The following is a 26,110-nucleotide window of genomic DNA, read 5'->3' as shown; positions in this document are numbered from 1 at the left end:
CGCGATGACACCCACCTACGCGGAGGTCGAGCGCGCACTTCTCGGCCGGTGGCCCGAGACACGTCTCGAGCCGTCCCTCGACCGGATCGCTGCCGTCTGCCGGCTCCTCGGAGACCCGCAACGCGCCTACCCGGTCATCCACCTCACGGGCACCAACGGCAAGACGTCCACCAGCCGTATGGTCGACACGTTGCTGCGCGCCCTCGACCTGCGGACTGGACGGTTCACCAGCCCGCATCTGCAGTCGATGACCGAGCGCATCTGCCTCGACGGCGTGCCGCTGACCGAGGAGCTGTTCGTCGACGCGTTCGCCGACGTCGCGGCGTACGCCCAGATCGTCGACGACTCGTCGGAGCACCCGCTGTCGTACTTCGAGATGATCACCGCGATGGCCTTCGCGGCCTTTGCCGACGCTCCGGTCGACGCCGCCGTCATCGAGGTCGGCATGGGTGGGTCGTGGGATGCCACGAACGTCGCCGACGGACAGGTTGCGGTCATCACGCCCATCGGGGTCGACCACGAGCGCTACCTCGGCGACCGACCGGAGATCATCGCGGTCGAGAAGGCCGGCATCATCAAGCCCGGCTCACACGTCGTCGTCGCGCAGCAGGAGGACGCCGTCATGGACGTCCTGATGCGCCGTGCGGTCGACGTCGGCGCGATCGCCCTGCGCGAGGGCGTCGACTTCGGCGTCAACCACCGCACCACGGCCGTCGGCGGCCAGCAGATCGACCTGCAGGGTGTCGCCTCCGCCTACTCCGACATCTTCCTGCCGCTGCACGGCGCCCACCAGGCCCACAACGCGGCGTACGCGCTGGCGGCGGTCGAGGCGTTCACCGGCACCAAGGAGCTCGACCCGGACCTCGTGCGCGAGGCGTTCGCCCAGGTCACCTCGCCCGGCCGGCTCGAGGTCGTACGCCGCAGCCCGACCGTCCTGCTCGATGCCGCGCACAACCCACATGGTGCGCAGGCGACCGTCGAGGCGATCCAGGACGCGTTCACGTTCAGCCCGCTGATCGGCGTCGTCGGGGTCATGGCGGACAAGGACGTCGAGGAGATGCTGCGCAGGTTCGAGCCCGTGATGGCCGAGATCGTGTGCACGCAGAACAGCACGCCGCGATCGATGCCGGCCGCCGAGCTGGCCGAGCTGGCCGAGGACATCTTCGGCGCCGAACGCGTCATCCTCGTGCCACGGCTCGATGATGCGATCGAACGCGCAGTCGGCATGGCCGACTCGGCCGAGGGCAACGACGATGCGATCGGCAGCGGCGGCGTGCTGATCACCGGGTCGGTCATCACCGTCGGTGAGGCCCGGGTGCTGTTCGGCGGCACGCCGTCGTGAACGGGCTGTGCGCATGAGGGGCATGTGTGCCGCGATGCTGCTGCTCGAAGCCGTCATCCTCGCGCTGGCGGTCCCGGTCATGATCTCCGTCGAGGACGTCAGCACCCCGTTGGCGCTCACCTCTGGACTCGGGCTCGCGGTGCTGTGCCTCCTGACGGCCGGAGCGTTGCGCCGCCCCCAGGCGTACCTCGTGGGTCACGCGATCCAGCTCGGCGCAATCGCTCTCGGGTTCCTCATCACCGCGATGTTCTTCGTCGGCGCGATGTTCGCGGCGCTCTGGTTCGGGGCGTTCTTCCTCGGCAAGCGCATCGAGGAGGACAAGGCGCGTTGGGCTCGCGAGGCTCGCGAAAGCTGAGGGGTGTGCGGCACGGCTCTCCGGGCTAGTGTCGAAGGCATGGTGCGTGTCCTGGCAGTCGCCGACGAGGAGATCCCCGCGATGGAGTCGCGGGTGCGCGACCTGCGCGTCGACCTCGTGCTGGCGGCCGGCGACCTGCCCTGGGGTTACCTCGAGTCGCTCGTCTCGTTGGTGGACGCCCCGGCGGCGTACGTGCCCGGCAACCACGATCCGAGCACTGCACGCGGCAAGAGCCCTCGCGGGCTGATCGACCTCGACGGTCGCGTGTTCACGGTGGGCGGCCTGCGCGTCGCCGGCCTGGGCGGCTGTGTCCGCTACAACGAGGGTCCGCACCAGTACACCCAGGACCAGTACGACAAGCGGGCCCGTCGACTCCTCAAGGACGCGGGCAAGGCGTGTCAGGTCGACGTGCTCCTGACCCACGCGCCTCCGTACGGTCTCGGCGACGAGCCGGATCCCTGCCACGTCGGCGTCTCCGCCCTGCACGGCGTCCTCGAGACGCTGCAACCCGCATGGCACCTGCACGGCCACATCCACCCGTACGGCATGCACAAGCCGGATCGAGAGGTCGGGCGCACGACGATCCGCAACGTGATCCCGTGGCAGGTCATCGAGATCGAGCCGGCCTCGACCCACGCGGTTGCCGGCACGGGACGGGGGGCCTGAGATGGCCAGCAGCTCCGGATCGCCGCGGGTCGACGCCGAGAGCGACTTCATGCGCGCGCGGCGCCACCAGGTGCTGTCCGGGCTCGCGGCGCGGCTGCGCAACGACACCGACGACGTGGTCCAGTCGATGTCGTTCGACGACGTCGTCGAGGCGCTGGGGCGCAAGGCCGAGAACTACATCGGCACCAAGGTCATCCCGCTCGACGCCATCGTGGGATCGGTCGACAAGGTGCGCGACTTCGACCGGCGCTTCCGGCCGACCTCGGCGGTCAGCAGGCAGCGTTGGGAACGACTCGCCCGTGCCAGCCGCACCGGAGAGGTCATCCCGCCGATCGAGGTCTATCAGATCGGCGACTACTACTTCGTCCGCGACGGCCATCACCGCGTCTCAGTCGCGCGCAGCCTCGGCATCGACCTGATCGAGGCCAAGGTGACGGCGATCGAGACGTTCCTGAGGCCTGTCGGAATCGGCGCTCGCTCCGACCTCGAGCTCAAGTACTGGCGACGCCTGATGCTCGAGCGGGTCCCGTTCACGGGGGAGGCGCGGGCAGCGGTCGCGGTCAACAACCCGTTCGACTATGGCGTCATCGCCGAGACCGTCGAGGCATGGGGTGCGCGCATGATGCATGCCGAGGGCGCCTACATGGACAAGCCGACGATGGCCGCGCGCTGGTACGCCGAGGAGTTCCAGCCCGTCGTCGAGATGATCGAGGACGCCGGGGTCCGCGGCAAGGATGAACGCCCAGCAGAGGCCTACCTGCGCGTCGCGTGCGAGCGCTACCGGCTGATCCGCGAGCACGAGTGGAACGCCGAGATCATGGAAGCCGTCACCAGCAAGGGCGGCAAACGGAAGCGCTGAGTCCCTTCGACGGGCTCAAGGACCCACGGTCCTTGAGCCCGTCGACGGATGACGTCTAGAGCCCGACGGTGAGGTTGTCGCCCGTTGACGGGTCGAACAGGTGCATCTTGTCGGTGTCGATGAACAACGTGGCGTCGTCGTCCTCGGTGACCTTGCTGTCCGAGTCGAGCGAGACGACGAGCTGCGTGCGCAGCGAGTCGCTGTCGGCCTCGCGCGCCAGCTCCTTGAGCTGGTCCTGCACCTTGGCCTCGGCCTCGTAGGGCACGTACGCGTACTGCTGGTCGCCCAGCCACTCGCGTACGTCGATGTGCGCCTTGAAGGTCTGGGCGGTGTCGACGTTGCCGCCCTGGATCACCGAGACGTCCTCGAAGTGCTCGGGGCGGATGCCGGCCATCAGCAGTCCCTTGCCGGCGGTCTTCTCGGCCTTCGCGGCGGGGATCCTGAACGTGCCGAACGGCAGCGTCACCTGGTCGCCCTCGACAGTGGCGGGCAGGAAGTTCATCGGCGGCGAGCCGATGAAGCCCGCGACGAAGAGGTTGACCGGCTGCTCGTAGAGCTCGCGTGGGGTGGCGAGCTGCTGCAGGATGCCTCGCTTCATGACGGCGACCCGGTCGCCCAGCGTCATCGCCTCGGTCTGGTCGTGCGTGACGTAGACCGTCGTGATGCCGAGCCGCTTCTGCAGGCGGGCGATCTCGGTGCGCATCTGGCCGCGGAGCTTGGCGTCGAGGTTGGACAGCGGCTCGTCGAACAAGAACGCCTTGGCCTCGCGCACGATGGCGCGGCCCATGGCGACGCGCTGGCGCTGGCCGCCTGACAGGTTGCCGGGCTTGCGCTGCAGGTGCTCGTCGAGGTCCAGCGTCTTGCTGGCGTCGCGCACCTTCTCGTCGACCTCCTTGTTGCTCATCTTGGCGAGCCGGAGCGGGAACGCGATGTTCTCGTAGACCGTGAGGTGCGGGTAGAGCGCGTAGTTCTGGAACACCATCGACAGGTTGCGATCGCGGGGCGCCAGGTCGTTGACCCGGTCGCCGCCGATCAGCATGTCGCCGGACGTGATGTCCTCCAGCCCGACGATCATCCGCAGCAGCGTCGACTTCCCGCAGCCCGACGGGCCGACCAGGATCATGAACTCGCCGTCGGCGACGTCGATGCTGACGTCGTTGACGGCGGGGAAGCCGTCGCCGTACTTCTTGACGATGTTTTTCATCTCAATGGCAGCCATGGATCAACCCTTCACTGCGCCGGCGGTCAGGCCGGCGACGATCTTGCGCTGGAAGAACAGGACGAGGACGACGATCGGGACCGTGGCGACCACGGCGCCCGCGGCCAGCAGCGAAGCGGGCCGGTTGAACGGGTCTTGGCCGACGAAGAACGACAGAGCGGCCGGGATGGGTCGCGCCTTCTCGGTCGACGTGAGGGAGATGCCGAACACGAAGTCGTTCCACGCGAAGAAGAACGTCAGGATCGCCGCGGTGAAGACGCCGGGCGCCGCGAGCGGCACGATGACCTTGCGGAACGCCTGCCAGGCAGTGGCGCCGTCGACCTGGGCGGCCTGCTCCATCTCCCACGGGATCTCGCGGAAGAACGCCGACAGGGTCCAGATCGCCAAGGGAAGCGTGAACGACATGTAAGGGATGATCAGGCCCGGCCAGGTGTCGTAGAGGTGGAACGTGCGCCACATGTCGAACAGCGGGCCGACCAGCGAGACGACCGGGAACATCGCGATCACCAGAGCCGTGGTCAGCACGAACTTCTTGCCCTTGAAATCCAGGCGGGCGATCGCGTACGCCGCGAGGGTCGCGATGACGACCGACAGGAGCGTGGCGATCAGCGAGATGCCGATCGAGTTGAAGACGGCGTGCCTGAACTGGCCGTTGTCCAGGACGTCCTTGTAGTTCTGCCAGCCCGCTCCGCCGCCGTCGGACGGGAAGAAGCCCGGGCTGCCGTTGGTGACCGCTTCCTGCGACTTGAACGACAGGGAGATGATCCACACGACGGGCAACAGGCACCAGGCCAGGATCACGGCCACGCCGACAAAGGTGCCGATCTTGGACTTCACGTCGGTCTGCATGTCAGTTCTCCTGCCGTGCGTCGGCGAGATCGACCTTGAAGAGCTTGACGATCACGAACGCGACGACCAGCACCGACAGGAACAGCAGCACCGACAACGCTGAGCCGATGCCCAGCTGGAACTGCTCGATCACCTGCCTGTAGGTCAGGAACGAGATCGACTCGGTCTTGTTGGCGCCGGCCGTCATCACGAAGATGTTGTCGAAGATGCGGTAGGCGTCGAGAGCGCGGAACAGGACAGCGACCATGATCGCCGCCCGCATGTTGGGCAGGATGACCTTGTAGAGCCGCTGCCACCACGTCGCGCCGTCGACCTTGGCGGCCTCGAGCATGTCATTGGACACCTGCGCGAGTCCGGCCAGCAGGAGCAACGACATGAACGGCGTGGTCTTCCAGATCTCCGACGCCATGATCGCGATCAGCGAGGAGTTCCGCTCGGCGAACCAGTTGAAGTCAGTGTCGATGAACGGGAGCCAGCTGTTGACGAAGCCGTTCTGGTAGGAGAACGCGAACTGCCACGCGAAGCCCGAGACGACGGTGATGACGCCGTAGGGGATGAGGATCGACGTGCGGATGACGCCGCGGGCGAAGATCACCTTGTGCATGACCATCGCGAACGCGAAGCCGATGACGAGCTCGAACGCGACGGTGACGATCATGATGAAGACCGTCGTCAAGGTGTCGCGCCAGAACAACCAGTCGCTCAAGGCGGTGGCGTAGTTCTGGAAGCCCACGAACTCCTTGTCGTCGGGCGCCGTCAGCGAGTAGTCGAACATCGACAGGTAGAGCGCCCGCAGCATCGGGAACGCCGTCACCAGCAGCATCAAGATGAGGGCGGGCGCCACCAGCTTGCGCGCCAGGTTGTTCTCGGCCCGGGTCCGATCGGAGTCGGGTGGTCTGGGCGCGGTGTCGGGGTCGTCAGCCGCGGTCTGCACGTAGGTCGTCACAGGAGTGCCTTCCCCTTGAGGATTGCCGTCAGGAACGAGGCGGACTTCTTCGGTGTGCCCGGGCCGACCGAGGTGGGCGAGTGCCATCTCGACTGGATCGCGCTCGAGATCTGGCTGTAGTACGCGCTCTTGGGGCGCGGGCCGCCGGTGTCGATGCTGTCGCGGAACAGCGTGAGGAGGTCTGCAGGGAAGACCTTCTTGACTGCGGGGGCGTCGTAGACAGACGCTCGTGTCGGCGCGAAGCTTTCGTTAACCGCGAGAGCGGACTGTGCTTCGTCACTGGTGACGCACAGCGCCGCTTCCTGGGCGAACTTCGGATGCTTCGTGTAGGCGCCGACACCGATCTCGATGCCGCCGATCGGAGGCTTTGACTCCTCGCCCTCCACTGTCTGCGGGTAACGGGCCCAGCCGAGGTCACCGAACCCCTCCTCGTCCTTGGGTCCGCCGGGTTTGCCGATCAATCCCTTGTAGTTGCCGTAGACGAACGTCCAGTTGGTCATGAACTCGCCGGGCCCCTTGGCGGGGAACATCGAGCCGAGGCTCGTGCCCTCGTTGGAGGTCGAGAAGTCCGGCTGCGCCGCCTTGGAGCGGGCGAGCTCGCGGATGACGGCTGCCGCGTCCTTGCCGGCTGCGGAGTTGATCGTGACCTTGGCGTCGCGACCCTTCTCGACCGTCGCGGGGTCGAGGATGTTGCCGCCGGCGCCTTGGATCAGTGCGTTGATCCACACGACGTAGGCCTCGTACTTGTTGGCCTGGACGCCGACCGTGCCGCCGTTGTCGGCAGCTGCCTTGATGACCTGGTCCCACGTGACGGGCTGGGTCATGTCGAGCCCGGCCTTCTCGGCGAGCGACTTGCGATACCAGAGCACCTGGGTGTTGGCCCACTGCGGTGCGGCGACGACCTTGTCATCCCACTGCACGATGTCGGCGGGCGCGTCCAGCACACCGTCGAGGACCCGATCGGCAACCTCCCCCTCGAAGGGTAGGAGCCACTTGGCGTTGGCGAACTCCGGTACGAACACCGGGTCGAGGCTCATCAGGTCCGTCGAGCTGTCCTTGGCGGCCAGGCGACGGGCGAGCTGCGTCCGCTGGTCGGTGGCGCTGGCAGGGAGCAGCTGGATCTTGATGTTGTAGTCGTCGGTGCTGCAGTCCTTGGCCAGCTTGTTGAGCGTGACCTGGCCATCAGGGTTGATGTACCAGTTGAGCGATGCCTTGCCGCCGCTACCACTTCCACAGGCGGCCAGCACACTCGCGGACAAGGCCGTCGCGGCGATGCCTGCGACGACTCGACGAACAGAACGTACGGCCATTCCTCCCCCAACCACGTCCCCTCAGCTGGCGCACACGTGATGCGGGTCACAGGGACGCATCGAACGTAACCGCATGGCCAGAGGAGCGCAACCGGGCATCTTTCAGGGCCGCAGCCAGACCGTCTCGTCGGTACGGACGAACGCGCCATGATGCCGGGGCAGGCTGCCTGCAAGCACGGTCTTTCCGTCAGGAAGCGGCACCTCGCCGGAGCCGAGATTCGCCAGGACGATCACCGCACCCTTGGCGGACTCGACCCTGAACGCGAGGACGTCGTCGCCGAATCCGTCGAGCCAGGTCAAGGCGCCGCGACCCAGCCGGAGCTCGCGCCGCAGCCGCAGCAGGTCCTGGTAGAGCGTGAGCGTCGAGTCCGGCTCGTGACGCTGCCGGTCGGCGGCCAGCAGCCCGTACTCGACCGGCTGGGGGAGCCAGGACTCGTCGCCGGGACCGAATCCGTACGACGGCACGCCGCCCTCCCACGGGATCGGCACGCGGCAGCCGTCACGACCCACGGAGGTGCCGTTCGTACGCGCGAAGGTGGGGTCCTGGCGTGCCTCGTCGGGCAGCTGCGTGGCCTCGGGGAGCCCGAGCTCCTCGCCCTGGAACAGGTAGGCCGAGCCGGGCAGCGCGAGCATCACCGCGGTCGCCGCGCGAGCGCGTCGCAGCCCGAGCTCGGCGTCCGGCTGGGGGTCGTCGGCGCCGATGCCCTCGATCTTCTGCAAGCCCGGCGTTTGCGGGTAGCCGAGTCGGGTGGCGTGGCGTACGACGTCGTGGTTGGACAGCACCCAGGTCTGCGGCGCACCGACGGCCTCCGCCTGGGCGAGCGAGTGGGTGATCGTCGCCCGCTGGTCCGCGGCCAGCCACGGGGTCATGAGGTACTCGAAGTTGAACGACTGGTGGAGCTCGTCCTCCCGTACGTACTTCGCCAGTGCCTCGGCCGGCAGGACCCACGCCTCGGCGCACAGGATGCGGTCGGCGTCCTCGCCCTCGGTCGCGTACGAGTCGGTGAGCCGGCGCCAGCTGCGGTAGATCTCGTGGACGCCCGGCTGGTCCCACATGGGCGCCAGGGCGGTCGCGTCGGCGTGCCGGTCGTGGCTGAGGTCCGCGTCGGGCAGTCCGTCGGCCTTGACCAGGCCGTGTGCGACGTCGATCCGGAACCCGTCGACCCCGCGATCGAGCCAGAATCGCAGGACGTCCTCGAGCTCAGTACGCACTTCGGGGTTGGTCCAGTCGAAGTCGGGCTGAGTCGTGTCGAACAGGTGGAGGTACCACTGGCCGGGCTTCCCGTCCGGCTCGTTGACACGGGTCCACGCGGGCCCCCCGAACAGGCTCTGCCAGTTGTTGGGAGCCTGGGTGCCGCCGTCCCGGCCGTCGCGGAAGATGTAGCGAGCTCGCTCGGGGCTGCCGGCCGGTGACGCGAGTGCCTCGACGAACCACGGGTGCTCGTCGGACGAGTGGTTGGGGACGATGTCGACGATGACCCGCAGGCCGAGCTCGTGCGCCCGCGCCGCGAGTCGATCGAAGGCGGCGAGGTCACCGAAGACCGGGTCCACGTCGCGGTAGTCGGCGACGTCGTACCCGGCGTCGTGCTGGGGCGAGGTGTAGAACGGCGAGAGCCAGATCGCGTCGACACCGAGGTCGGCGAGGTGGGGGAGCCTGGCCGTGATCCCGGGCAGGTCGCCAATCCCATCGCCGTTGGAGTCGGCCCACGACCGCGGATAGACCTGGTAGATCACGGCATCACGCCACCACTGCTCGCCCGAGCTCGCCATGTTCGTCTCCCTCCGGGCACCGGACCGGCGCCGCACCCAAACGTACGCAGGGTCCCGAACGGGCGTCCACGTCGGGCGTACGACCGCGCAGGATAGGTTTTGGCCATGTCGCAACGCACCCTCGTCCTGATCAAGCCCGATGCCGTACGCCGCGGCCTGACCGGCGAGATCCTCTCCCGTTTCGAGTCCAAGGGACTCACGGTCGTCGCGCTGGAGCAGCGCACGATCGACGCCGCCCAGGCCGATGCCCACTACGCCGAACACGTCGACCAGCCGTGGTACCCGCCGCTGCGTGAGTTCGCGGTCTCCGGGCCGCTCGTCGCACTCGTCCTCGAGGGCGACGAGGCCATCGCTGTCGTGCGCCTGCTCAACGGGGTCACCGACGGGCGGCAGGCCGCGCCCGGCACGATCCGCGGTGACCTGTCGCTGTCCAACCGCGAGAACCTCGTGCACGCGTCGGACTCCGAGGACTCGGCCAAGCGCGAGATCGCACTCTGGTTCCCCGAGCTGTCATGACCTCGATCGGCGTGCTGGGCACCGGGATCGTCGGACGTACGTTCGCGGCCCGGCTCGCTGAGCTCGGCGTCGATGTCCTGGTCGGCGCGCGTACGGCCGACTCGGCCAGCCTCGAGCCGTTGGCCGCCCTCGGCGTGCGGACCGGATCATTCGCCGACGCGGTCGCCCACGCCGACGTCATCGTCAACGCCACGAACGGGCTGCACTCGATCGACGCTCTCGAAACCGTCGGCGTGGAGGCGCTCGCCGGCAAGACCCTCATCGATGTCTCCAACGAGCTGCAACCGGTCGAGGGCGGCTTCCCCAAGCCACTCGCATCGGCCGACGACTCGCTGGGTCAGCGCATCCAGGCCGCGTTCCCGGACCTGCACGTCGTGAAGTCGCTCAACACCATGAACTGCACCGTGATGGTGGATCCCTCGATCGTCGAGGGCGACCACGTCGTGTTCCTCAGCGGTGATGACGCGGGCGCCAAGGACCGGGCCCGCGAGCTCCTCGCCACGCTCGGCTGGCGCCCGGCGCAGATCATTGACCTCGGCGGCATCGACACGGCTGCGGCCGTCGAGATGACGATGTCGCTGTGGATGCGCGTCACGATCGCGCGGGGCTCGGGTGCCCCGCGGTTCAACTGGGCCATCAACTCCGGCTGACTACACGTACGTCGGCGGCCTCAAGTGGTGCTCGACCTCGTGGAACTGGCCTCGTACGTCCTCGGGTAACCAGATGACGTGGTTGGAGACCGAAGCCAGGTCGACGTCCTCCTGCAAGGTGAAGACGTCGACGACCTGCCGCGGGTAGTCGCGCTCCCGCTCCTCGAACTCGAGCAGCGAGACCCGGACCGTCACGCCGAACGGATTGGGGTTGACCAGGCCGATGCCCCAGAATTCGCTCGGTATGTCGGTGGCCTTCTGCTCGAGGTCGATCATGACGCTGCGCGTGTCCTTCTCGAGCGCCGGATGGTCGAGCTCCTCGACGGCGGCCAGCTCGACGTGCACGCCGCGGACCTGGCGGCTCCCCGGCCCGTCGAATCGCAGGATGTCGCGCAGCGATCCGCCGGCGGGCAGCAACGGTCCGCCGCGGTGGGAGCCGTGCACGGTCTGCGTCACGACGTTGGGCAGCTCGCGGCCGTAGACGTCGAGCGGGGTGAACGCCAACGTCGGCTGGACCGTGACCTCGGTGTGGTTCTCGACCGTCAGGACCTGGTCGGGCCCTCCGTCGGCCGCAACGGGCACGTACGAGAGCGAGAACGGGCGCTGCTGCCGGGATTTGCGTCTCACACTCCGAGCCTAGTGGGACCGATCTACCTGCCTTTGCGCTGTCGGGACGGCACGAACGCAGGGAGGTCAGGCTCAACGGGAACGGAACTTCCTGCGTTTGGGGTGCTGGAGCGCCCGCAAGGCATGGACATCGGGGTCGGGACCGGTCCATCCGCAGGAACGGGCCATCCGGAACAGCTGGTCGGCGACCGCGACCTGTTCGTGGCGAATCGCGTACGAGGAGAAGATCAGCAGGCGGTCGCCGCCGATGACGATCTCGTTCGCCCGTCGGAGATCGGCGTCCCACTGTCGGACCGCGTGGTGGGGGATCCCGTGTATCTCCGCAGACATCCCCAGCGACTCCCACGTGGCGTCGAGGTAGTAGCGACCGTCCTTGCTTCGTACGCGGCGCTGCCTCGTGGGCCGAGGCAAGCCCGCGGCTCGCCACAGGGCGTCGAAATCGCGCTCGGGCAACGACTGGATGCCGCCCGCTGCATCGAGGATCGACTCGATGATCAGTCCGCGTCGCCGGCACGGACCTCGCCTGCTGAGGGCATCTCGCATACGGGCGGTGTTCGCGAGCCCCTGCTGCAGCGCTGCAATGACCGCCGCGCGGGCGTACCGGTCGTTGGTACACCAGCTGGCCAGGTCGATGACGCTGCGAGCGACCCGGGTGCGCCGCGGTTGTTCCAACGGATGGACGTCAGCGGTGCTGAGCTCGCCGCTCTCGTGGACGACGAGCCCTTCCCATGAGGGCGCACGACCGCCAGCGGGGATCACCACGTGAATCTGATCGTCCTCGAATCCGTCCATCCCGTGCACCGCGAGCGCGGTCGGACCGGCAAGTGCCGATCGCGGTGGTGCAGACGCGAGCGCGACCTCCCACGCCTGTTCGTCCGTGAGCGGGCCATTGTGCGTGACGATCACGCCGCGACACGGCCGTTGCCACATGCCGCGAGCAACGAGGTGCCGGACGACGCCCTTGCCGTGCAGAGCGTTGGCCTCTGCGACCCGCAGGACGCTGCCCATGCCTCGAACCCTCGCCGTTGGCGCGGCGTGTGCGCGCCCTCCGGCGTACCAGCTGTGGACTGTGCGAGGTCCGAGCACGGCTGTGGACTGCCACGGATCTCCATGCGTTCGTGCTGCTCGCACGACGCAAACGCATGGAGATCGGTCGACCGGCTCGGCGACCGACCTGCGTTCGGGATGCCGGGGCAGCGCAAACGCATGAAGATCGGTCACCCACGGTTTTCGCGCGGTGGCGGGCAGCGCCTAACCTAGAGGCATGTCCGTCGAGTCCGTCTTCCCGCGCCTGGAACCGTTGCTGCCCTCCGTCAGCAAGCCCATTCAGTACGTCGGGGGCGAGCTCAACGCCACCAGCAAGGAGTGGGACTCCGCCAAGGTGCGCTGGACGTTGATGTACCCCGACGCGTACGAGGTCGGACTGCCCAACCAGGGTGTCCAGATCCTCTACGAAGTCCTCAACGAGCGCGACTGGATCCTGGCCGAGCGCACGTACGCGGTGTTCTCCGACATGGAGAAGGTCATGCGCGAGAACGACATCCCGCAGTTCACGGTCGACGCGCACCGGCCGGTCAAGGCATTCGACCTGTTCGGCATCTCGTTCTCCACCGAGCTCGGCTACACCAACATGCTGACCGCACTCGACCTGGCGGGCATCCCGCTGCACGCCGTCGACCGCGGCGAGGACGATCCGATCGTGATCGCCGGCGGCCACTCGGCGTTCAACCCCGAACCGATCGCCACGTTCCTCGACGCCGCCGTGCTCGGCGACGGCGAGGAGATCGTGCTGGCGATCAGCGAGGTCGTGCGGGAGTGGAAGGACGAAGGCCGGCCCGGCGGGCGTGACGAGGTCCTGATGCGCCTCGCAAAATCCGGCGGCGTGTACGTCCCGAAGTTCTACGACGTCACCTACCTCCCCGACGGCCGCATCCAGCGTGTCGTGCCCAACCGGCCGGGCGTGCCGTGGCGCGTCGCGAAGCACACGCTGATGGACCTCGACTCGTGGCCGTACCCCAAGAACCCGCTGGTCCCGCTCGCCGAGACGGTGCACGAGCGCTTCAGCGTCGAGATCTTCCGCGGCTGCACGCGCGGCTGCCGGTTCTGCCAGGCCGGCATGATCACGCGCCCGGTGCGCGAGCGCTCGATCGAGGGCATCGGCGCGATGGTGCAGAACGGGCTCGACAAGACCGGCTTCGAGGAGGTCGGCCTGCTGAGCCTCTCGAGCGCCGACCACACCGAGATCGGCGAGGTCGCCAAGCAGCTCGGCGATCGCTACGAGGGCACCAACACGTCGCTGTCCCTGCCGTCGACCCGCGTCGACGCCTTCAACATCACCCTGGCCAACGAGTTCAGCCGCAACGGCCGACGCTCGGGCCTGACGTTCGCCCCTGAGGGCGGCAGCGAGCGCCTGCGCAAGGTCATCAACAAGATGGTGACCGAGGAGGACCTCATCCGTACGGTCGCCGCGGCCTACTCGCACGGCTGGCGCCAGGTGAAGCTCTACTTCATGTGCGGGCTGCCGACCGAGACCGACGAGGACGTCATGCAGATCGGCGAGCTCGCCAAGCGGGTCATCCAGACCGGCCGCGAGGTCTCTGGTCGCAACGACATCCGCTGCACCGTGTCGATCGGCGGCTTCGTGCCCAAGCCGCACACGCCGTTCCAGTGGGCGTCGCAGCTCGACCACGAGACGACCGACGAGCGGCTCAAGAAACTGCGCGACGAGGTGCGCGCCGACCGCAAGTACGGCAAGGCGATCGGCTTCCGCTATCACGACGGCAAGCCCGGCATCATCGAAGGACTCCTGTCGCGCGGCGACCGCCGCGTCGGTCGCGTCATCGAGGCGGTGTGGCGCGACGGTGGCCGTTTCGACGGCTGGAGCGAGCACTTCTCGTACGACCGCTGGGCCGACCAGACCGCCGAGGCGCTGGCCGACGAGCCGGTCGACCTCGACTGGTACACGGTCCGTGAGCGTGAGTACGCCGAGGTGCTCCCGTGGGACCACCTCGACGCCGGTCTCGACCGCGACTGGTTGTGGGAGGACTGGCAGGACTCGCTCAACCCCGACGGGGCGCTCGAGGTCGAGGACTGCCGCTGGACTCCGTGCTTCGACTGCGGCGTGTGCCCTCAGATGGACCTCGAGATCCAGATCGGCCCCACCGGCAAGACGCTGCTGCCGTTGACTGTCGTCTGACCGCCTTAGGGCGGCTCAGCCGCAGGTCAGCGCAAAGATAGGGCATGTGTCCGATGCTCCGGACCCACCTTAGAAATCACGATGGAGTCATCGAGATTCAAAGGAGTGGTCACCATGACTGCATCGGACTACGTCGAGTACGCGCTCTACAGCCAGCGTGAGCAGGAGATGACCCTGCGCAACGAGCGTCGCCGCGTCGTCCTGGAGCGTCAGGGCGTACGTGCCAAGGCCCGCAGGACGCGGACCCGGGGCGGCCTGCCGTACGTCGTGCGGCATCGGCTGACGGAGCTCTTCTCCGACGCACCCGCACGTGGCTGAAAGCCAAGGGTTGGGGAGCGCTGAAGGCGCTGGATTCGTCGGCGGGAGGTGGCACGATGAGGTCGTGCACCTCCCGCCCTCCAGTGCGACCCTGATCGGCCGCGCCGCCGACCTTCGTGAGCTCGATGCGCTCTACGACCAGGTGGTCGCGGGTGAGCCCCGAGCCGTGGTGGTCGCGGGCGAGGCGGGCATCGGCAAGAGCCGGCTGCTCGCGGAGTTCCTCGATCGGTCGGCCGCCTCGGCCCGGGTCCTGCGCGGCCAGTGCGTCGACCTCGGCGATGTCGCGCCGCCCTACGCGCCCATCACCGATGTCCTCCGCGAGCTCGTCGCCCAGGTCGGCACCGACCGGGTGCTCGAGGCCGCCGGTCCCGGCTGGGACACGATCGGCGTCCTGCTGCCCGAGCTGGGCGACCAGGCGTCCGGCCGGGCCAGCGAGAACCGGCTGCACGAGGGAGTGGCGATCCTCCTCGAGCAGTTCGCCCGCGAGCGCCCCGTCGTCCTCGTCATCGAGGACCTGCACTGGGCCGATGACGCGACCCTGACGGTGCTGCGGTTCCTGCTGCGCGCCGTGGCGTCAGGACCGATCATGATCGTCCTGACCTACCGCAGCGACGACGTGCACCGCGGCCACCCGCTGCGGGTGTTCCTGACCGAGATCGAGCGCGGCCGCCGGGCCAAGCGGCTCGAGCTGCGCCGGCTGACCCGCGCCCAGGTGCGCAAGCAGGCCCACTCGATCCTCGGCCGTACGCCCGACTTCGACCTGGTCGAGAGCGTCTTCGAGCGCAGCGAGGGCGTGCCGTTCTTCGTCGAGGAGCTCCTCGCCAGCGAGGACTCCGTCCTGCCCGAGACCCTGCGCGATGTCCTGCTCGCCCGCTACGAGCGGCTCGACGACGCGACCCAGTACTTCCTCCGGGTCGTCTCCGCAGGTGGCCAGCGGGTCGAGCACACCTTGGTCGAGGAGGTCTTCGACCAGGGCGCCGACCACCTCGACGCCGCGGCACGTGCCGCGGTCGTCGCCAATGTCCTGGTCGTCGACGACAGCGCCTACACCTTCCGGCACGCGCTGGTGCGCGAAGCCGTGCACAGCGACCTGCTGCCGGGGGAGCGCACCCGCTTCCACGCGCGCTACGCCCAGGCGCTGGCCGGCCGCGAGAAGCCCGGCGACATCACCGAGATCGCCTATCACTGGCACGCCGCCAACAACCACGCCAAGGCGTTCCCGGCCAAGATGGCGGCGATGCGCAGTGCGTCGCAGGCCTACGCCTACGCCACCGCCGCCCAGATGGGGGAGAGCGCCCTCGAGATCTGGGACGCGATCGACGATGCCGAGACCGTCGCCGGCATGCCGCGCTCGGTGCTCATGGGCAAGGTCGCCGCCTACCTCCATGCCGCGGGCGAGCCCGAACGCGCCCTGGCCACGATCACCCTCGCCATCTCGCTCGGCGAGGCCCAGGGCCCCGACCTCGCTCGGCACCTGATGCTCAAGGCGCAGTGCCTGCACAACATCGCCAAGCTCGGCGCGGTCCCGCTGCTCAAGGAGGCCCTCGAGCTGGTCCCGCCGGGCACCGACGAGACCCTGAGGGCGACGATCCTCTACCGGCTCGCGGCCCGCTACATGATCGAGGTGGGCAAGCGTGACGCGGTCGAGGTCGCCACGCAGGCCTTGGACCTCGCGCTCGAGCTGGGTGATCCCGAAGCCGCGTCGATGGCGTCCAACATCCGCGGCGTGGCCAGGGCCCACGGCGGCGACGTCGAGGGAGGTGTCGCCGACCTCGAGCGGGCCAAGGACCTCGCTGAGGGCAACGCCGACGCGCTGCTGCGGTTCCGGGTCAACTACTCCGACATGCTCAACCTGTTGGGCCGCTACGACGAGTCGGTGGCCGTTGCCGACGAGGGTCTCGACCGCTCGCGCGAGCTCGGCGTCGAGCGTACGTCGGGCGCCATCTTGGCATCCAACATGATCGACCCGCTGTTCGCCCGGGGCGAGTGGGAGCGCGCGACGCGCTTGCTGGACCGGGTCATCGCGTTGTCCCCGCCACTGACGTTCCGGGTCTACCTGCTGCAGTCCAAGGTCTGGTCGACGCTCTGGCGAGGTGAGATCGAGGCAGCCGAGCGGATGTTCAAGCACTGGAGCCCGCACATGATCGCGCTGTCCGAGGTGGAGATCCAGACCCGCATGCAATACGTACGCCTGGCCGGCGAGCTGGCACTCGCACAGGGCGACGCCGCCACGGCCTGGGTCCATCTCGCCCAGGTGATCGCGGACGACTTCCACTCGCAGCCGGGCCACGTCCTCTCGATCTACGCCCAGACCGCCCGAGCACTGGCGCTCATGCGCGCCGGAGGTGACACCAAGGTCGACGTGGACGACGCCGAGCAGCGCCTGCGCAAGAGGATCGAGGCCGACTCGTTCTGGCCGACGGCCGGTCAGTGGACAGCGGTCGTCGACGCCGAGCTGGGTGGGCCGTCCCGCACCGGCGACGGGGCAGAGGAGTGGCAGCGCGCGCTGGAGCGCGCGGACTCGCTCCCGGCGCAGGTCGGCCCCTATCTGGTGCTCAGGCTCGCGATGGCTCAGCATGCGGCGGGCCAGCGCACGGAGTCGGCGACCACGTTGCTGCAGGCCATCGAGGCCGCCACCACGCTGGGTGCCGGGCTGCTGGTGGCGGAGGCGCGCACGTTCGCCCAGCGCGCAGGACTGCCGCTCGGCGGCGCTGCCAGCCGGCACGAGGCCGGATCGGTCGAGCTGACCGCTCGTGAGCAGCAGGTGCTGGCACTGATCGCCGAGGGGCTCACCAACCGGCAGATCGGCGAGCGCCTGTTCATCAGCGTCAAGACCGCGAGCGTGCACGTCTCGGCGATCCTGCGCAAGCTCGGCGCCTCGAGCCGCACCGAGGCCGCCATGATCGCCGAGCGGTCGAACGTCCCGGTCTAGGCGGGTCTAGGTATGTCTGAGGTACCTCAGACATACCTAGGGCCAGAACGGCCCTGGAAGTTAGGGCATCCGTCCGATGTGGGAGGGGCACCTCAGCGACGAATGTAGGTGATGTCGAAAGGCACTCCAGAAAGGGAGCCCATCATGATCACCGAATTCGTCGCACAGGTTGACATCCAGCAGCACGAGGCCGAGCTCGTCGAGAAGCTCGAGCGTCGCCGGGCCGTCGCGGAGCGCGTCGCCGCACGGCGCTTCAACGGCGATCGTCTGGCCATGATCGCCCACCTGGCTCGCCAGGCACGCGCCACTCGCGCCGTCGCCGCTCGCCCCGTCAGCTGCTGATCTCGCGCGACCCGTGACCGAGGGTGTCCTCGAGTGTCACGGGTCGCGCCACGAACCAGCCGGCGACCGCGATCACGGCGGCCAGTCCCATCAGGGCGATGAGCGGAGCGGTCCACGAGCCCGTGGCATCGTGCAGGACCCCCGCCCCGAACGGCCCGATGCCGGCGATGAGATATCCGGTGCCCTGCGTGAACGCGGACAGGGTCGCCGTTCCGGCCGCGGTCCGGGTTCGCTTGCCGATCATGGTCAGCGTCCACGTGAAGGCGCCGCCGCCGATGCCCATCATGATCGCCCACAGCCACGTCACGGTTGTCGGAGCCAGCAGGACTCCGAGCCATCCGCCGGCCGTCAACGCGGCGAACGCCACCGGCAGGACCGGTCGGTCGCCGACCAACCGCATGATCCACGGCAGTCCCAGCGTCAGCGGGATGCCCACCGCGCTCAGCAGGCCGAGCATCGTCCCGGCCTTCGCGTCACTCAGGCCCGCGTCGGTCAACATCTCGGGGAACCAGCCGAACTGGGCGTAGGCGCCGGCCGACTGGAAGCCGAACAGCAGCACCATGGCCCAGGCCAGCGGCGAACGTACGACGTCCCGGATGGCCATCCGGTCCGCCGCAGTCGGGTCGGTACGTGTGTCGTGGCGCACGAACGCGAGCCACGGGATCAAGGCGATGAACGAGAGAGCCGCCCAGATGCCCAGGCCTCCGCGCCAGCCCCCGAGCGCATCGGACAGCGGCACGGTCGAGATCGAGCCGAGTGTCGCCCCGGTCATCAGGGCGGCGCCGTAGAGCGCGCTCACCAGCGCGAGCCGGTCCGGGAAGTGCACCTTGACCAGCGGCGGCAGGATGATGTTGCCCATCGCCGCGCCGGCCAGCGCGATGACGGTGCACACCAGGAACAGCGCCGTGGTGTCCACGACGGCCCGCGCAACGAGGCCGACCGTGATCATCGCGAGCACCAGAGCGGCCGTACGGTGCAGGCCGAGGCGCGTCACCACGCCGTGGGCGCCGACGCCGAACACCGCGAAGCAGATCACCGGCACCGTCGTGAGGATGCCGCCGACGGCCGTCGAGATGCCCAGGTCGTCGCGCACCGGACCCAGCACGACGCCGAGGCTGCCGACCGCCACTCGCAGGTTGAGCGCCAGCAGCACGATGGCCGCGCCGACCAGCAGGCGCCCGCGTGTGGTCGGCTGGGACGCAAGAGGAGTCACTCTGCCCATCCTGCCCTGAGGGTCTCCGGCCGGATGTCGCGCGGGTAGCCTCGTCGGGTGACCACCCTGGAGGGGACGCCCAACCCCGAAGCGCCCAACCCGCAGCTGCCGATCGTCCAGAAGCTGCGCATCCGTTACGCCAAGCGGGGTCGTCTGAGGTTCACGAGCCACCGCGACTTCGCGCGAGCGTTCGAGCGAGCGGTGCGCCGCGCGGGCATACCGATCGGCTTCTCGTCCGGGTTCACGCCGCATCCCAAGATCTCGTACGCCAACGCGTCGCCGACCGGGGCCGCGAGCGAGGCGGAGTACCTCGAGATCGGCATGACGAGACCGTGTGACCCCGCCGAGGTGCGGGCCGCGCTCGACTCGGCGCTGCCGGACGGGCTCGACATCGTCGACGTCATCGAGGCGAAGCCGGGCGCGCTGGCCGACCGTCTGCAGGCCAGCTCCTGGGAGATCACACTGCCCGGCGTCAGCCCCGAGCACGCGCAGTCAGCGGTCGCCGCGTTCCTCGCCACCGACGAGGTTCTGATCGAACGCATGATGAAGCGCGGCCTCCGTACGCTCGACTGCCGCGACGCGGTGCTGGCTCTGTCGGCGCGTTCCGACGAGACCCGCGACGGCCCATGTGCGATACTGGCTGTGGTTGTACGACACGACACACCGTCGATACGACCAGACGACGTTCTCGCCGGACTCCGATCCAGCGGCGGCCTCACGGTCGAGCAGACGCCCATCGCGACTCGCTTGGCCCAGGGCCCTCTGGACACAGAGACCGGCACGGTGGGCGATCCATTTGCCTTCGACCGCGACGCATCCTGAACGGGTGCCGACCGCGGCGGTGAATGTGGGAGCTGATGTGACAGGCCGCGGAACCCGTCAACACCCCGGCGCGTGGCGCAGGGGTTGACCGAAGGCTTAAGGCCCGCTTGCCGGGCCGCAGACGTGCCCAGACCGATCTCGATCGGCCTCGGGCGAAGGAGAGCACATGCTCGACGACAACGAAACACCCGCTGAAACCACCACAGATTCCCAGCCTGTACGACGCCGGGCCGCCGGCCGCCCAGCCGGGCCGCCCGCTGCAGTCAGCTTCGCCGCTCCCGTTGCGCCGCCCAAGGCCAAGGCCAAGGTCGAGACTCCTGAGAACGACGCTCCGGCCGAGGCGCCCGCCAAGAAGGCGCCCGCCAAGCGCGCGGCCGTCAAGGATCAGTCGACAGCCAAGGACGAGTCGGTCGACGAGGACAAGGCTCCCGCCAAGGCTGCCAAGAAGTCCACCGCCAAGAAGACCGCGGCCGCAAAGGATGACGGCGAGGCTGCCGAGGAGTCCGCACCGGTCTCCGCCACGGCAGCCATGTTCAAGGCGCCCGAGCCCGGCCTTGCGCCCGCTCGCCCCAAGCCGGTCCAGGCCGACTCCGACAACGACTCGGACGACGAGGACGACGACGATCCCGATGCGCCCAAGCGTCGCCGCCGGAGTCGTGGAGGCCGCCGTCGCCGCAAGGGCGACAACGAGGGCGACGAGGCCTCCACCGACAACGACAACCCCGAGGACGACGAGTCCGAGGACGACGGCAACGGCGGCACCCGCCGTCGTCGCCGCCGCGCTCGCGCGGGCGAAGGTGCAGACGCCTCGCCCGACGATCCGGAGAACACCGTCGTGCGGGTCCGCAACGGTCGGACCGCCGAGGACGAGATCACGGGTGTTGCCGGCTCGACGCGACTGGAGGCCAAGAAGCAGCGCCGTCGCGAGGGCCGCGAGGCGGGCCGTCGCCGCGCCCCGATCGTCTCCGAGGCCGAGTTCCTGGCCCGCCGCGAGTCGGTCAAGCGCGAGATGGTCGTGCGCCAGCGCGATGACTACACGCAGATCGCGGTGATCGAGGACAACGTCCTCGTCGAGCACTACGTCGCTCGCGAGTCGCAGATCTCGATCATCGGCAACGTCTACCTCGGCAAGGTGCAGAACGTCCTGCCGAGCATGGAGGCCGCCTTCGTCGACATCGGCGCCGGCCGCAACGCCGTGCTCTACGCCGGTGAGGTCGACTGGACCGCCCTCGGCAACGGCAAGCAGCGCAAGATCGAGGATGCGCTCAAGCCCGGCCAGACGATCCTCGTGCAGGTGTCGAAGGACCCGATCGGCCAGAAGGGCGCCCGGCTCACGAGCCAGATCAGCCTGCCCGGCCGCTTCCTGGTCCTGGTCCCCGGCGGCCAGACCAGCGGCATCTCCCGCAAGCTGCCCGAGAACGAGCGGGCCCGGCTCAAGACCCTCCTCAAGGAGGTCCTCCCGGACAACACCGGCGTCATCGTGCGCACCGCCGCCGAAGGTGCCACCGAGGAGCAGCTGACCCGCGACGTCACCGCGCTGTCGGCCCGGTGGGAGGTCATCGAGGGCAAGGTGGCGGCCGGCAAGGCGCCCGAGCTGCTCTACTCCGAGCCCGACCTCATGATCAAGGTCGTCCGCGACCTGTTCAACGAGGACTTCCACGGTCTCGTCGTCGAGGGTGACGACGCCTGGGACATGATCAAGGGCTACATCGACCACGTGGCGCCCGACCTCGCCGAGCGGGTCAAGCGCTGGGAGAACGCCGACGGCAAGGACGCCTTCACGGCGTACCGGCTGGACGAGCAGATCCACAAGGCGCTCGACCGCAAGGTCTTCCTGCCGTCGGGCGGCTCGCTCGTGATCGACCGCACCGAGGCGATGACGGTCGTTGACGTCAACACCGGCAAGTACACCGGCTCCGGGGGCAACCTCGAGGAGACCGTCACCAAGAACAACCTCGAGGCGGCCGAAGAGGTCGTGCGTCAGCTCCGGCTGCGCGACATCGGCGGCATCATCGTCGTCGACTTCATCGACATGGTCCTCGAGAGCAACCGCGACCTCGTGCTCCGCCGGCTCGTCGAGTGCCTGGGCCGCGACCGTACGCGTCACCAGGTCGCCGAGGTCACGTCGCTCGGTCTCGTGCAGATGACTCGCAAGCGCATCGGCACGGGCCTGCTCGAGTCGTTCAGCCACGAGTGCGAGCACTGCAACGGTCGTGGCGTCATGATCCAGGACGCGCCCGTCGAGCCCAAGAAGGACGAGCAGCGCCGTGGCGGACGTGGCAGCCGCGGCGGTGGAAACGGCGGCGGTGGCGGCAACGGCGGTGGCGGCAACGGCGGTGGCCGCAATGGCAACCAGGGCCGTGGCGGCAACGACTCGGGCCGCAACGAGTCCGGCGGCGACCACGCGCACGACCCCAAGCGGGCCGACAAGTCGGACGACAACAAGCCGGCAGACCGCAAGTCCGAGGACAAGCCAGTCGACGTCAAGTCCGAGGACAAGCCGGCTGACAACAAGCCGGCCGACAGCCCCAGCCCGTCGGGTGACTCGTCGACGGTCGAACGTACGCCCGACGTCGAGGCCAAGGCCCCGGCCAAGAAGACCCCGCGCAAGCGCGGTTCCGCGTCCAAGCCGGCCGGCCCTCCGCCGCCCGTCGAGAACGCTGCCGCGCCCGGCAAAAGCACGACTTCTGAGCCTTCTGGCCAGGGCGGGGACGACCCCGTTTTGACCAGCGAGGGTCAGGCTCCGTAAACTAGTCCTTCGGTGCGCTCTGCGTGCCGTTCTCGCGCGTCCCGCTCACCAGCGGTCGTGCCCCCAGAGTTGAAACGAGTGAGGAATCCCGTGGTGTACGCAATCGTCCGCAGTGGCGGCAACCAGCAGAAGGTAGCCGTCGGCGACGTCATCCAGATCGACAAGGTCGCACAGGCCGAGGGCGAGACGCTGTCCCTTCCCGCGGTGCTGTTCGTCGACGGCGACACCGTCACCGCCGACGCGGACTCGCTCGCCAAGATCACGGTGACCGCCGAGGTCCTGGGCCTTTCCAAGGGTCCCAAGATCGTGATCCAGAAGTACAAGAACAAGACCGGCTACAAGAAGCGTCAGGGTCACCGTCAGAAGTACACCCAGGTGAAGATCACCGGGATCAAGAAGTAGGGGACTGAGCACATGGCACACAAAAAGGGCGCAGCCTCCACCAAGAACGGCCGCGATTCCAACTCACAGCGCCTCGGCGTAAAGCGCTTCGGCGGTCAGCTCGTCAACGCCGGCGAGATCATCGTCCGTCAGCGTGGCACGCACTTCCACCCCGGCACCAACGTCGGCCGTGGCGGCGACGACACGCTCTTCGCGCTGTCCGCAGGCTCGGTCGAGTTCGGCCGTCGTCGTGGACGCAAGGTCGTCAACATCGTCCCCGGCGTCCCGGCGGAGTAACACGAGCGAACACTCTCTTTGAAGGGGCAGTCCGCAGCTGCGGGCTGCCCCTTCGTCCCATTTCAGGCCCCCAGGGCCCACACGAAAGGAGCGGCCGGTGGCTGTCCCCAGCTTCGTCGACAAGGTCACGCTCCATGTCACGGCCGGGTCCGGCGGTGACGGTGTGGCCTCGGTCCACCGCGAGAAGTTCAAGCCGCTCGGTGGTCCCGACGGCGGCAACGGCGGGCACGGCGGCGACGTCATCCTGCGCGTCGCGGCCGATGTGACGACCCTCGTCGACTATCACCACGAGCCCCACCGCAAGGCGACCAACGGCGCACCCGGGGCCGGCAGCAACCGCAGCGGCAGCAACGGCGAGGACCTCGTGCTCCGCGTGCCCGACGGCACCGTCGTCCGCAACGAGCAGGGCGAGGTGCTCTCGGACCTCGTCGGTCCCGGCACGGAGCTCGTCATCGCCGCCGGCGGTCGCGGCGGGCTCGGCAACGCCGCGCTGGCATCGTCCAAGCGCAAGGCCCCCGGCTTCGCGCTCAAGGGCGAGCCCGGCGACGAGCTCGTGTTCACCCTCGAGCTCAAGGTCGTGGCCGACATCGGCCTGGTCGGCTTCCCGAGCGCCGGCAAGTCCAGCCTCATCGCCGCCCTGTCGCGCGCACGGCCCAAGATCGCCGACTACCCGTTCACGACGCTCGTGCCCAACCTCGGCGTCGTCACGGCAGGTTCCACGACCTTCACCGTCGCGGACGTGCCCGGCCTCATCGAAGGCGCCAGCGAGGGCCGGGGGCTAGGCCACGACTTCCTGCGCCACGTCGAGCGGTGCGCGGCCCTTGTGCACGTCATCGACTGCGCGACGGTCGACCCCGGTCGCGACCCGCTGACCGACCTCGACGTCATCGAGGCCGAGCTGACCAAGTACGCCGAGACGACCGGCAGCGACCTGAGTGACCGGCCCCGGCTCGTCGCGCTCAACAAGACCGACGTCCCGGACGCACTGGAGATCGCCGAGTTCGTACGCGCCGATCTCGAGGCACGCGGGCTCGACGTCTTCGACGTGTCGGCAGCAAGCCACGCGGGGCTCCGCGAGCTCTCCTTTGCGATGGCCGAAATCGTGGCGTCCCGCCGCGCCGCGACGCCGGTCGCCGAGGTCACCCGGATCGTGCTGCGGCCCAAGGCCGAGGCGGGCGTCGGGCGCGAGTTCACGATCACCCAGCGCGACGGCCAGTGGGTCGTCCGCGGCGACAAGCCCAAGCGGTGGGTTCGCCAGACCGACTTCAGCAACGACGAGGCAGTCGGCTTCCTCGCCGACCGGCTCAACCGTCTGGGCGTCGAGGACGAGCTGCTCAAGCTCGGCGCCAAGGCCGGCGACGACGTCATCATCGGTGACGAGAACGACGCCGTCATGTTCGACTTCGATCCCCAGATTCCTGCTGGCGCCGAGGTGCTCGGCCGCCGCGGCGAGGACCTGCGCATCGACCAGTCCGATCGCCGCACCAACGTGCAGAGGCGCGAGGAGCTCGCTGCCCGTCGGGCGTACGAGGCGGAGAAGCGTGAGGCGCGTGAAGAGGGTCGCGGCGCCGACTGGAGCTTCCCCGAGGACGATCCTGACCTGGCAGACGGTCCGGACGGTGAGCTCGCCGACGAGGATCCGCGCTGATGAGCCGGATCGTCGTCAAGGTCGGCTCGTCCTCGCTCAGCTCTGCTGAGGGCGGCCTCGACGGGGAACGCGTCGACGCGTTGGTCGACGCGCTCGCAGCAGGTCGGGCCCGTGGTGACGAGATCGTCCTGGTCAGCTCGGGCGCGATCGCGGCGGGTCTCGCGCCGCTGTCGCTGCCGCGCCGCCCTCGCGACCTGGCGACCCAGCAGGCTGCGGCGAGCGTCGGCCAGGGCGCTCTCATCGCCCGGTACGCCCAGCGGTTCGCCCTGCACGAGCTCGTCGTCGGCCAGGTGCTGCTGACGGCCGATGACGTCACCCGCCGCAGCCACTACCGCAACGCCTACCAGACGTTCGCGCGGCTGCTGGAGCTCGGCGTCGTCCCGATCGTCAACGAGAACGACACCGTGGCGACGAGCGAGATCCGGTTCGGCGACAACGACCGGCTCGCGGCGCTCGTGTCGCATCTCGTCCACGCCGACCGGCTGGTGCTGCTGTCGGACGTCGACGGTCTCTACGACGGTGATCCGCGGCGCGACGGCGCCAGCATCGTCACGGACGTCCGTGGTGAGGCCGACATCGCCGAGCTCGACATCGTCCGTCCGAGCGCGTCGGCGATCGGCACCGGTGGCATGGTCACCAAGATCGAGGCCGCCCGCATCGCGACCGGGGCAGGCATACCGGTCGTGCTGACGTCCGCGCCGCAAGCCGCCGCGGCACTCGAGGGGCAGTCGGTCGGCACGACATTCCATCCCACCGGACGCCGTCGGCCGACCCGGCTCCTGTGGCTCGCCCACGCCAGCAACACCAAGGGCGGCGTGCACCTCGACGCCGGAGCGGTGCGGGCCCTGGTGGTCCGCAAGGCCTCGCTGCTGCCCGCCGGCATCACGGGCGTCAGTGGCACGTTCGTGGCCGGCGACCCCGTCGACCTCATCGGACCGGACGACGTCGTGATCGCACGCGGCATCGTCAACTACGACAGCGCCGAGCTGCCCAGCCTGCTCGGGCGGTCGACGCACGAACTGGCCGCCGAGCTCGGGGCCGAGTACGAGCGTGAGGTCGTCCACCGGGACGACATGATGGTGATCTGACGATGAATCCGCAGG

Annotated in this window: 24 protein-coding genes; 16 read left to right on the top strand and 8 right to left on the bottom strand. The window is 68.8% G+C overall.

Annotated elements, in window-relative coordinates:
* The first annotated feature begins 4 nt into the window (after positions 1–4).
* From BOSE46_RS15490 to BOSE46_RS15475, 4 genes are read left to right on the top strand one after another with little or no spacing between them, the layout of a single operon-like run.
* On the top strand, positions 5–1,342 hold the full coding sequence (locus BOSE46_RS15490) for a folylpolyglutamate synthase/dihydrofolate synthase family protein (protein ID WP_159541089.1): 1,338 nt from the start codon (positions 5–7) through the stop codon (positions 1,340–1,342).
* Positions 1,343–1,355: 13 nt separating this feature from the next.
* Complete coding sequence (locus tag BOSE46_RS15485; protein WP_236551770.1) at positions 1,356–1,697, top strand: DUF4233 domain-containing protein; 342 nt, start codon at positions 1,356–1,358, stop codon at positions 1,695–1,697.
* 39 nt (positions 1,698–1,736) lie between these two features.
* Entirely contained in the window at positions 1,737–2,363 is a 627-nt protein-coding gene (locus BOSE46_RS15480; protein WP_159541088.1) for a metallophosphoesterase, read from the top strand.
* A 1-nt stretch (position 2,364) separates the two neighbouring features.
* On the top strand, positions 2,365–3,222 hold the full coding sequence (locus BOSE46_RS15475; protein WP_159541087.1) for a ParB N-terminal domain-containing protein: 858 nt from the start codon (positions 2,365–2,367) through the stop codon (positions 3,220–3,222).
* A gap of 55 nt (positions 3,223–3,277) precedes the next feature.
* Here the strand turns inward: BOSE46_RS15475 and BOSE46_RS15470 are convergent, their stop codons facing one another.
* The 5 genes from BOSE46_RS15470 to BOSE46_RS15450 form a co-directional block, all read right to left on the bottom strand.
* A complete protein-coding gene (locus BOSE46_RS15470) occupies positions 3,278–4,441 on the bottom strand; it encodes an ABC transporter ATP-binding protein (protein ID WP_159541086.1) in 1,164 nt (387 codons plus the stop codon).
* A 3-nt stretch (positions 4,442–4,444) separates the two neighbouring features.
* Complete coding sequence (locus BOSE46_RS15465) at positions 4,445–5,290, bottom strand: carbohydrate ABC transporter permease (RefSeq protein ID WP_159541085.1); 846 nt, start codon at positions 5,288–5,290, stop codon at positions 4,445–4,447.
* Between the two features lies 1 nt (position 5,291).
* Positions 5,292–6,236 (bottom strand): carbohydrate ABC transporter permease, encoded by a 945-nt coding sequence (locus tag BOSE46_RS15460; protein ID WP_236551769.1) that lies wholly within the window; start codon positions 6,234–6,236, stop codon positions 5,292–5,294.
* Entirely contained in the window at positions 6,233–7,546 is a 1,314-nt protein-coding gene (locus BOSE46_RS15455) for an extracellular solute-binding protein (protein ID WP_159541083.1), read from the bottom strand. The genes BOSE46_RS15460 and BOSE46_RS15455 overlap by 4 nt, the downstream gene beginning before the upstream one ends.
* A 102-nt stretch (positions 7,547–7,648) precedes the next feature.
* Positions 7,649–9,316 carry a glycoside hydrolase family 13 protein gene (locus BOSE46_RS15450; protein WP_159541082.1) on the bottom strand — a complete coding sequence of 556 codons (1,668 nt, stop codon included), beginning with the start codon at positions 9,314–9,316 and terminating at the stop codon, positions 7,649–7,651.
* 105 nt (positions 9,317–9,421) lie between these two features.
* On the opposite strand from BOSE46_RS15450, the gene ndk reads away from it, so the two are divergent.
* Positions 9,422–9,832, top strand: coding sequence for a nucleoside-diphosphate kinase (gene ndk / locus BOSE46_RS15445; protein ID WP_159541081.1), 411 nt, complete (start codon positions 9,422–9,424; stop codon positions 9,830–9,832).
* Positions 9,829–10,482: an NADPH-dependent F420 reductase gene (locus BOSE46_RS15440; RefSeq protein ID WP_159541080.1), complete on the top strand. Its 654-nt coding sequence runs from the start codon at positions 9,829–9,831 to the stop codon at positions 10,480–10,482. The genes ndk and BOSE46_RS15440 overlap by 4 nt, the downstream gene beginning before the upstream one ends.
* Here BOSE46_RS15440 and BOSE46_RS15435 read toward each other — a convergent pair whose 3' ends face one another.
* On the bottom strand, positions 10,483–11,109 hold the full coding sequence (locus BOSE46_RS15435) for a hypothetical protein (RefSeq protein WP_159541079.1): 627 nt from the start codon (positions 11,107–11,109) through the stop codon (positions 10,483–10,485).
* Positions 11,110–11,181: 72 nt separating this feature from the next.
* Positions 11,182–12,117 (bottom strand): hypothetical protein, encoded by a 936-nt coding sequence (locus BOSE46_RS15430; protein WP_159541078.1) that lies wholly within the window; start codon positions 12,115–12,117, stop codon positions 11,182–11,184.
* Positions 12,118–12,373: 256 nt separating this feature from the next.
* Here BOSE46_RS15430 and BOSE46_RS15425 point away from each other — a divergent pair, with 256 nt between their 5' ends.
* The 4 genes from BOSE46_RS15425 to BOSE46_RS15410 all read left to right on the top strand — a co-directional run bounded on the left by BOSE46_RS15425 (position 12,374) and on the right by BOSE46_RS15410 (position 17,897).
* Complete coding sequence (locus tag BOSE46_RS15425) at positions 12,374–14,305, top strand: TIGR03960 family B12-binding radical SAM protein (protein WP_159541077.1); 1,932 nt, start codon at positions 12,374–12,376, stop codon at positions 14,303–14,305.
* A gap of 114 nt (positions 14,306–14,419) precedes the next feature.
* On the top strand, positions 14,420–14,623 hold the full coding sequence (locus BOSE46_RS15420; protein WP_159541076.1) for a hypothetical protein: 204 nt from the start codon (positions 14,420–14,422) through the stop codon (positions 14,621–14,623).
* Between the two features lie 64 nt (positions 14,624–14,687).
* Positions 14,688–17,555: a helix-turn-helix transcriptional regulator gene (locus BOSE46_RS15415; RefSeq protein ID WP_159541075.1), complete on the top strand. Its 2,868-nt coding sequence runs from the start codon at positions 14,688–14,690 to the stop codon at positions 17,553–17,555.
* Between the two features lie 144 nt (positions 17,556–17,699).
* Positions 17,700–17,897, top strand: coding sequence for a hypothetical protein (locus BOSE46_RS15410; protein WP_159541074.1), 198 nt, complete (start codon positions 17,700–17,702; stop codon positions 17,895–17,897).
* Here BOSE46_RS15410 and BOSE46_RS15405 read toward each other — a convergent pair.
* Entirely contained in the window at positions 17,887–19,110 is a 1,224-nt protein-coding gene (locus tag BOSE46_RS15405; protein ID WP_159541073.1) for an MFS transporter, read from the bottom strand. The genes BOSE46_RS15410 and BOSE46_RS15405 overlap by 11 nt on opposite strands.
* A gap of 57 nt (positions 19,111–19,167) precedes the next feature.
* Between BOSE46_RS15405 and BOSE46_RS15400 the strand changes: the two genes are divergently transcribed.
* The 6 genes from BOSE46_RS15400 to proB all read left to right on the top strand — a co-directional run bounded on the left by BOSE46_RS15400 (position 19,168) and on the right by proB (position 26,095).
* Entirely contained in the window at positions 19,168–19,932 is a 765-nt protein-coding gene (locus BOSE46_RS15400) for a TIGR03936 family radical SAM-associated protein (RefSeq protein WP_159541072.1), read from the top strand.
* A gap of 166 nt (positions 19,933–20,098) precedes the next feature.
* On the top strand, positions 20,099–22,681 hold the full coding sequence (locus tag BOSE46_RS15395; RefSeq protein ID WP_159541071.1) for an Rne/Rng family ribonuclease: 2,583 nt from the start codon (positions 20,099–20,101) through the stop codon (positions 22,679–22,681).
* A gap of 93 nt (positions 22,682–22,774) precedes the next feature.
* Positions 22,775–23,083 (top strand): 50S ribosomal protein L21, encoded by a 309-nt coding sequence (gene rplU, locus BOSE46_RS15390; protein ID WP_056215701.1) that lies wholly within the window; start codon positions 22,775–22,777, stop codon positions 23,081–23,083.
* Between the two features lie 12 nt (positions 23,084–23,095).
* A complete protein-coding gene (gene rpmA, locus BOSE46_RS15385; protein WP_159541070.1) occupies positions 23,096–23,359 on the top strand; it encodes a 50S ribosomal protein L27 in 264 nt (87 codons plus the stop codon).
* 97 nt (positions 23,360–23,456) lie between these two features.
* Entirely contained in the window at positions 23,457–25,007 is a 1,551-nt protein-coding gene (obgE, locus tag BOSE46_RS15380; protein WP_159541069.1) for a GTPase ObgE, read from the top strand.
* Entirely contained in the window at positions 25,007–26,095 is a 1,089-nt protein-coding gene (gene proB / locus BOSE46_RS15375) for a glutamate 5-kinase (protein WP_159541068.1), read from the top strand. The genes obgE and proB overlap by 1 nt, the downstream gene beginning before the upstream one ends.
* Positions 26,096–26,110 lie beyond the last annotated feature (15 nt).

Source organism: Aeromicrobium sp. 9AM, from assembly GCF_902506105.1.
Classification (GTDB): Bacteria; Actinomycetota; Actinomycetes; order Propionibacteriales; family Nocardioidaceae; genus Aeromicrobium.
Note: the sequence above shows the minus strand (reverse complement) of the source record. Positions and strands in the feature narration are given on the sequence as shown.